Annotated in this window: 8 protein-coding genes; 1 reads left to right on the top strand and 7 read right to left on the bottom strand. The window is 38.6% G+C overall.

The features are described 5' to 3' along the window. From AB1488_05870 to rpmH, 7 genes are all read right to left on the bottom strand, one after another. Positions 1-1226: class I SAM-dependent DNA methyltransferase (locus AB1488_05870; protein MEW6409624.1), on the bottom strand; the 1226-nt coding region annotated here is incomplete at its 3' end. A gap of 99 nt (positions 1227-1325) precedes the next feature. Continuing rightward, positions 1326-1586: a UPF0758 domain-containing protein gene (locus AB1488_05865; protein ID MEW6409623.1), complete on the bottom strand. Its 261-nt coding sequence runs from the start codon at positions 1584-1586 to the stop codon at positions 1326-1328. Beyond that, the gene (locus tag AB1488_05860) at positions 1541-1738 is read right to left on the bottom strand and encodes a helix-turn-helix domain-containing protein (GenBank protein MEW6409622.1); all 198 of its coding nucleotides are present in this window, start codon (positions 1736-1738) and stop codon (positions 1541-1543) included. Before AB1488_05860 ends, AB1488_05865 begins: the two co-directional genes overlap by 46 nt. Positions 1739-2248: 510 nt before the next feature. Then, positions 2249-3802, bottom strand: a complete 1554-nt coding sequence (yidC, locus tag AB1488_05855) for a membrane protein insertase YidC (protein ID MEW6409621.1) — start codon at positions 3800-3802, stop codon at positions 2249-2251. A gap of 15 nt (positions 3803-3817) precedes the next feature. Beyond that, positions 3818-4027: a membrane protein insertion efficiency factor YidD gene (yidD, locus tag AB1488_05850; protein ID MEW6409620.1), complete on the bottom strand. Its 210-nt coding sequence runs from the start codon at positions 4025-4027 to the stop codon at positions 3818-3820. Beyond that, positions 4024-4359, bottom strand: coding sequence for a ribonuclease P protein component (gene rnpA / locus AB1488_05845; GenBank protein ID MEW6409619.1), 336 nt, complete (start codon positions 4357-4359; stop codon positions 4024-4026). The genes yidD and rnpA overlap by 4 nt, the downstream gene beginning before the upstream one ends. After that, the gene (gene rpmH, locus AB1488_05840; protein MEW6409618.1) at positions 4359-4493 is read right to left on the bottom strand and encodes a 50S ribosomal protein L34; all 135 of its coding nucleotides are present in this window, start codon (positions 4491-4493) and stop codon (positions 4359-4361) included. Before rpmH ends, rnpA begins: the two co-directional genes overlap by 1 nt. Before the next feature lie 524 nt (positions 4494-5017). Between rpmH and AB1488_05835 the strand changes: the two genes are divergently transcribed. Beyond that, positions 5018-5215 (top strand): type II toxin-antitoxin system VapB family antitoxin, encoded by a 198-nt coding sequence (locus tag AB1488_05835; GenBank protein MEW6409617.1) that lies wholly within the window; start codon positions 5018-5020, stop codon positions 5213-5215. Positions 5216-5321 lie beyond the last annotated feature (106 nt).

The raw sequence follows: 5321 nt of genomic DNA, 5'->3' as shown, positions 1-5321 counted from the left end.
TCTTCATCAGACAATTCTCTATGTCTCCTGTCAATCAGATAGCCCATCTTGCGGGCGTCTATAAACAGGGTTTGACCTTTACGGTCACGGAATTTACTGTTCTTTTTATTCCGAGTGATAAACCAAAGGCAGGCTGGTATTTGAGTTGTATAAAAAAGCTGACCAGGAAGGGCAATCATACAGTCAACTAAATCTGCCTCAATAATATTTTTTCGTATTTCACCTTCTCCTGATGTATTAGAAGACATAGAACCATTAGCAAGGACAAATCCAGCAATTCCATTTGGTGCGAGGTGATGGATGAAGTGCTGTATCCATGCAAAATTAGCGTTACTTACAGGGGGAATTCCAAATTTCCATCTCACATCTTCTCTTAGCAATTCCCCTTTCCAGTCACTGTCATTAAATGGAGGATTTGCGAGAATAAAATCTGCTTTCAGGTCTTTATGCAAGTCATTTCTGAAACTGTCCGAATTGTGAGTGCCAATGTTTCCTTCAATACCGCGAATGGCAAGATTCATTTTGCAGAGTTTCCACGTTGTAGGGTTTGACTCCTGTCCATAAATAGAAATATCACCTTTCCGTCCCCCATGGGCTTCTACAAATTTCTCTGATTGAACAAACATTCCACCAGAACCACAGCAAGGGTCAAATACCCTGCCTTTGTATGGTTCTATCATCTCAACAAGAATTTTAACAACAGACCGGGGTGTGTAGAATTCACCACCACCTTTTCCCTCAGCAGATGCAAATCTCCCAAGAAAATATTCATACACCCTTCCAAGAATATCCTTTGACCTGCTTTCATAGTCGCCTAAACCGATGGTTCCTATGAGGTCAATCAGTTCACCGAGAGTATGTTTATCAAGCGTTGGACGGGCATAATCTTTTGGAAGGACTCCTTTAAGAGAAGGGTTTTCTTTTTCAATAGCCACCATTGAATCGTCAACGAGCTTGCCAATAGTTGTTTGTTTTGCATTGGCTTGAAGATATTGCCAGCGGGCTTTTTTAGGCACCCAGAAGATATTTTCAGATGTGTATTCATCCCGATCTTCGACAACGCCGTATCGAGCCTGTTCTTCTTTCACATAATATTCACTCGAAGGCTCAGATACGAGGGTTTCAAGTTGGCTTCGCCTTTCTTCAAAGGCATCTGAGATGTATTTCAGGAAGATAAGTCCAAGGACTACATGCTTATATTCGGCAGGGTCCATATGCCCCCGCATCTTATCAGCCGCCTGCCAGAGCTTTTCTTCAAACCCAAGATTCCCACCGTTTGAGTTTTTCTTTTTTGCTTTAGTTTTTTTCTGTTTCACCGTAAGCTATTACACCATATTCTTACTGATAAAATCTTTATGTATGTCCCTTGTTTTTGTCGGTGGTTCAATGTCTTCCACTTCTGAAGGTGAAATTATAATGCTGATATCTTCATAGGGTATACCCCTACGCAAGAGTATGGCTATGAGTTCAGTATTACTTAAAGTGTGTTCGCCAGATTTAAAAAGCTTCTCTCTTGGCATGTCATCTACCGGCCAATTCTTTATCGCTTTTTCGTAAAGTTTTGTTTGCTTTGGTTTCTTCGCCATGTATCTATCTCCTGAACATCAAACCTCCACTGCCCTCCAAATTTAAAAGCCGGGATTTTACCTTCCCGACTTAAGCGTCTCACTGTATAGGGATGCAATCGCAATGCCTCGGCAACTTCCTCAACTGTGTATGTTTCTATAAATTTTTTCATTTTTAGTTATGTTACATTTTGTTGCATATTGTAATACATTTAAGACTGCTCCACAAGAGAATTTTTATAAAAAATGTCATTGCTTTTAAAGAGGCAAACAGGCACATTAAATGGTGGTGTGGAATCCCGAACTATCAGGACGAAGCCGACTGCGCGAAAATCTTTTTTAAAACTCTGATTCTTTTTGAGATACTGTAAAAGTATACTGGTGGTGAGATTTTATTCTGTGAATATATTTTTCAGTTCGCTCAATATTAGCAATAGCATAAATCTCTTTGACTGATTCTCTATCTCTTTTCAAAATATCTGCTTTTTCTATAACTAAAGCTAAAAAACTGTCATCAGAGATTATTACAGACTCTTGAAGACTTACATATACTTTTTTACAGTATCAGTAAAAATATTATCATTAATCTGAAGGTTCTGGCAACCTAATTCACTGGTTAAACATCTTTATCTATGACTCGTGGGGGTGAAGGGGATTGCTCAAAGAGTTCGGCAACAGCCTCGTTACTTATGTGCCAGTTTTTTATTTGTATACCACTGCTGGGCAATAGTAAGGATATTGTTCACAAGCCAGTAGAGAACAAGTCCGGCAGGAAAACTCAAAAACATAATCGTAAATATAACCGGAAGAAAAAGCATTATCTTACTCTGAATAGGGTCTGCCGTTGCAGGCGTAGGTGTCATCTTCTGCTGGATTAACATACTTATACCCATGGCTATGGGAAGTATATAGTAGGGATCTTTCTGTGACAGGTCCTGTATCCAGAGGACAAATGGTGCACCCCTCAGTTCAATGATATTTATAAGGACATTATACAGAGCAATGAAGACAGGAATCTGCAGTAGTATTGGAAGACATCCACCCATCGGGTTTATCTTGTGCTTTTTGTATAGTTCCATTACCTCCTTGTTCAGCCGCTGGGTGTCCTTCTTGTATTTCTCCCTCAGGGCATTTATCTTTGGTGTTAGTTCTTGCATTGCCTTCATTGATTTCTGGCTTTTGTGAGTAAGAGGTATAAAGACTATCTTTATCACGGTGCTCAAGGCTATTATTGAAAGTCCATAATTCTTTAAGAAGTCATTAAAGAACTTAAGCATCCAGAAAAGTGGTTTTGCGAGTACTGCGAACCATCCATAATCTATTATGTCCTCGAGGTTTACCTTTAGCGCCTTGAGCCTGTCATATTCTTTTGGTCCTGCATAAAGGAGAAATTCTGTCTTTTGAGATTCAGAGACCTTTATGCCTACCGAGAGACCATTCTTTTCCTTGTTTATAAGTACATTATCAGGATTTTTAAATGGAACAATTGCTGATGCAAAATATTTGTCCTCTATGGCTACCCAATGGATATTTCCTGTATGAACCTTATTCTCCTTTAACTTTAGGTCTTCAGTTATATTCTTGCTATTTATCCTTACTACAGGACCAATATGTCCTGAGATGCTTCCCGTTTCAGCATCAAATATCCCGAAATTTGTCCCAAGAGAAAGAATAAAGGAACTTGCCCCTCCGATCTCTACAGTCATATTTATCTTATAGTCAACATTATAAAAGGTTAAATTCTTCTTTATAGAAAGACCAGAGGGGTCCTGGTAAATAAAGGATAATGTATCAGTGTATTTCTCTTTGCTTAGCGTTATTTTTTCTCTGTCGACTTTATAATTCTTATTAAGTATTCCATGTCCGTCAATAGCTATTGACAATGGATAAACATCAAGGTTCTCTTTAAGAAGTCTAACAGGATTTTTCTTGCTATTGTCCTTGTATCTTTTTAGTTCCCAGCTCTTTATAGCCGCACCTTTATTTGTGAAGATAGCCCTGTATAGGTCAGTTTCAACAATAATATCCTTTTCAGCAACAGCCTCAACCTTTGTAATAATTCTTTTTGGAGGAGATGGTTTGGGTGAAGGCACAGGTGCTACAATAACCTCTTCTTTTTTTTGAGGGGGCTGTTTTTTCTGCTGGATATATTGGGGCATAAATTGCTCTAATAGATACTGATAGAAAATTAACACAATTAGTGTAAGCACAAAAGCCAGAATAGCCCGTTTACCCATATTCGTTATTCCTTACTATCCTACAGGGTCATAGCCACCAGGATGAAAAGGATGGCATCTAAGCAACCGCTTTATTGACATCCATGTACCTTTAATAATCCCGTATTTCTCTATCGCCTCAAAAGAGTATTCTGAACAAGATGGTGTAAATCTACATGATGGGGGCAAAAATGGCGATAGATAGTTTTTATAAAGCCTTATAAGAAAAAGTGCGATTGTCTTCATCTGGTGTTCTCAAAGATTCTTGCTTGACTTAATAGCCTCTTTAAATCTAAAACTATTTCTGAAAATTCTGCCTCTCTGCGGGCTACTATTACAAGGTCGTATCCCCCTGTGATTTCATCATAGATCTGCTTAACTGCCTCCCGTATCCTTCTCTTTATCCTATTTCTCCTGATAGCGGTGCCTACCCTTTTGCCGACCGCATAGCCATACCTCGTGAAGCCTGAGCCATTCTCTCTGTAATAAAGAACCATGCTACCTGTTGAATATCTTTTCCCTTCTTTGAAAACCCTGTCATATTCTTGACGGCTCCTGATTCTTGGATAATCTGGCATTAAACAGATAATCTCTTTCTTCCCTTTGCCCTTCTTCTATTGATAACTGCCCTGCCAGATTTAGTTGACATTCTCTTCAGAAAACCATGGGTTCTCTTCATTCTTCGTCTCCTTGGCTGATATGTCTCAGACATTGAATTCACCTCGCTATAACATTTTTTGCTATGACTCAGGTATGCATTTACATACATAATAAAATTTATGGTCTAAGAAAGTCAAGATTTAGAGAAAGGGGCAAGAGATTCTTGCCCCTTCGATGCCTTAAATTATGATTATAGCCTCTTTTGTGAGCGTCGCTTTATCAAAATCAAAATGGACATCCTCAAGTATAATCGCCTTTGGGTGCGAATTCTTTACCTGCACACCCGATCTGAAAACCAAAAGAGAGCAGAGTTATTACTGAAATAATCAACAACCTTCTCATATCTATCATCACCTCCTTCCGGAAAGATTCAAGTTGGTCATAGAGGTTGGTCTTCTATCAAAAGAACATTCAGTAATTTTTACTCTTATTTTTTGAGGGGTTAGACAGACGGCTCCCATTATTGGCACTTGGTATAGACATATTTACCACCTAATTTTAATTTTAACTCTTGACAATGATGTATTAAGGATACATAATAATACATATAATATTGCATAATTCGGAGGGAAATCAATGAGAACTACATTAAACATAGATGATGAACTCCTTGCTAAGGCATCAAAATTGACTGGAATTAAAGAAAAGACCTCTCTAGTTAAACTTAGCCTGGAAGCCTTGATTGCCAGGGAAAGTAGTAAGAGACTTGCAAAATTGGGCGGAACTGAAAAGCAATTAAAGATGATACCTCGCAGAAGAACGACAAATAATTAGAATGGTTCTTGTTGATACATCAGTGTGGGTATCCCACCTGCGTGAGGGAAATGTAGGTCTTGAGAAGTTATTGAATAATGGGGAGGTCATCTGTCATCCATTCATC

The organism is Nitrospirota bacterium, from assembly GCA_040756155.1.
Lineage (GTDB): Bacteria > Nitrospirota > Thermodesulfovibrionia > JACRGW01 > JBFLZU01 > JBFLZU01.
The sequence above is the reverse complement of the archived record's forward strand: the minus strand, read 5'-3'. Positions and strand labels throughout refer to the sequence as shown.

Excerpts from the sequence above, each read along its gene's own strand:
- AB1488_05865 (MEW6409623.1), bottom strand. The coding sequence starts at position 1,586 with ATGGCGAAGAAACCAAAGCAAACAAAACTTTACGAAAAAGCGATAAAG.
- AB1488_05860 (MEW6409622.1), bottom strand. The coding sequence starts at position 1,738 with ATGAAAAAATTTATAGAAACATACACAGTTGAGGAAGTTGCCGAGGCA.
- yidC (MEW6409621.1), bottom strand. The coding sequence starts at position 3,802 with ATGGGTAAACGGGCTATTCTGGCTTTTGTGCTTACACTAATTGTGTTA.
- yidD (MEW6409620.1), bottom strand. The coding sequence starts at position 4,027 with ATGAAGACAATCGCACTTTTTCTTATAAGGCTTTATAAAAACTATCTA.
- rnpA (MEW6409619.1), bottom strand. The coding sequence starts at position 4,359 with ATGCCAGATTATCCAAGAATCAGGAGCCGTCAAGAATATGACAGGGTT.
- rpmH (MEW6409618.1), bottom strand. The coding sequence starts at position 4,493 with ATGTCTGAGACATATCAGCCAAGGAGACGAAGAATGAAGAGAACCCAT.
- AB1488_05835 (MEW6409617.1), top strand. The coding sequence starts at position 5,018 with ATGAGAACTACATTAAACATAGATGATGAACTCCTTGCTAAGGCATCA.